The organism is Bacillus sp. JJ675 (assembly GCF_036963165.1).
Classification (GTDB): Bacteria; Bacillota; Bacilli; order Bacillales; family Bacillaceae; genus Bacillus; species Bacillus glycinifermentans.
This window is the reverse complement of the sequence record NZ_JBALMR010000126.1, coordinates 1-1677: the sequence shown is the minus strand read 5'-3', so window position 1 is coordinate 1677 and position 1677 is coordinate 1. Positions and strand designations below refer to the sequence as shown.

Annotated in this window: 2 protein-coding genes; both read right to left on the bottom strand. The window is 44.0% G+C overall.

The features are described 5' to 3' along the window. Window positions 1–539 precede the first annotated feature (539 nt). Window positions 540–986 carry a helix-turn-helix domain-containing protein gene (locus V7126_RS23730; RefSeq protein WP_048407083.1) on the bottom strand — a complete coding sequence of 149 codons (447 nt, stop codon included), beginning with the start codon at window positions 984–986 and terminating at the stop codon, window positions 540–542. Window positions 987–1208: 222 nt separating this feature from the next. Continuing rightward, the coding region (locus V7126_RS23725; protein WP_335499822.1) for a phage antirepressor KilAC domain-containing protein at window positions 1209–1677 on the bottom strand (469 nt) is incomplete at its 5' end.

The following is a 1677-nucleotide window of genomic DNA, read 5'->3' as shown; positions in this document are numbered from 1 at the left end:
ACCCTCGGCGAAGGCTAAGGCGTCTAATTTCGTGTGATTTGCGTACAACGGACATAAAGAAAGGCGCCAGTGTTTACGGCTGCTGCCTCGGTAGTTTTTCCGAAGTGGCGTCCCTTCTTTATAATCGCTGTTCCTTTCATAACGTATAGCCAACTAAAGGCGAAAGTTGTGCATATCGTTCTCATAACGTAAGGCAGCATATCGAAGGTTTTTGTGCGTATCCTCCTCATAATACATAGATAACTATCCGTATTTATTGTGCGTATTAACGCAATCCTTTCGTATAAAAGAATGGCGCCCACTCCGTCGCTTTCGCTCCTTCGTGACCGCAGATATATTTATTAAGTTCTTTATCGCGATAAGGTATTAATGATTAAGGATCTAAGATTCTATAATATCCGCGTGTCTATGAGCATGAGCGAATAGGCACGCTATTATTTGTTTGTTATTATTAGTTCGTTATTATTGCGTTTGTTATTATTACCGTCACTCTACGGTGATTTAGGTCAATCACTCTACAGTGATTGACGTCAGTCACTCTACGGTGATTGACCGTACAACTCATCGAGCCTCCGCCTTATTTCCTCGTCGCTCAAATCGCTGTAATATTGCGGATAGTAGAGCTTGTTTCGCCTACTCAACGTATAATCATACGCAGTCTTCAGCAAGCCAACCGCCTCCAATACGTTTGCTAATCGCGCTATTCTGTTTCGCCCTATTCCCGTATCTTCGGCGATCTTATCCGTCGAGGGAAAAGCGCTCATATATCGATCGTTGTCAGGACGTCCGTTCACATGCGCCAGGAGGTACGTATACAATTGCGCCATGGCTCCGTTACCTTTCTCGTATTCTCTCGCGATGGGAACCAGGCGCCGCCATAAATCATGCGGTATCGGTGCGTTGCCGGAGAGACCGTTATCTTTTTCCATCGCATACTTTTTTCGTTGTAGCGCTTCTTCAGCAAGCTTCTCGAATTGCTTTCCCATTTACTATCGACTTCCTTTCGTTAACTAATCGCGCTACTTATCGCGCCTTCATACTCGCTTTTCTGTCGTCATATTCGTCCAGCAGAGCGCTTAAGTCAGCATCTCTATCGAATACCCACATCCGGTTATTAGTTCGCGGATGGAGTTTCGTAAATTTATAGCGGCGCCCATTCGCCTTCAAAAAGTGCATGAGCGTTGTTGAGTAGCAGTAGAATAAACGATTCACATAACATACCTCCCGTTAAAAATTGCGGCTTTAATTTCCCTTATCCGCAACGAATTGACCGCTTGTGCTCCTCCGTACTCTTCCAGCTTCCTATCGATGAAAGAAACGCCCTTCGCAGTAACATATGTCTGTACAAAGTTAACTCCGTAATACCTAGACGGTGATTGTTTAACTTTAAAATAGCCTTCGTTGATGTAGCGCTGATAAGGAACCGGCGAGCCTTCTTTCCGAACAAATACACCGATTGTCCGTAAGAATGTCGTTAATTTGTTTCGGCCAATTCCAATCGATTTGGCTACTTGCTCTAACGTCTGCACATTTGTCGCGGAAATAAAACGATCATGTTCCTCCGCTTTCGGTTTCATTTCGGAAATTACTTCGTTTTGCTTGCGTACAGTCTCTAAAGTTGCGCTAAATAAAAGTTTTGTTTGGTCGTCTGCAAACGGCAGATACGTTTGAATAAAT

Coding starts and splice junctions, on each gene's coding strand:
- V7126_RS23730 (WP_048407083.1), bottom strand. CDS start 986: ATGGGAAAGCAATTCGAGAAGCTTGCTGAAGAAGCGCTACAACGAAAA.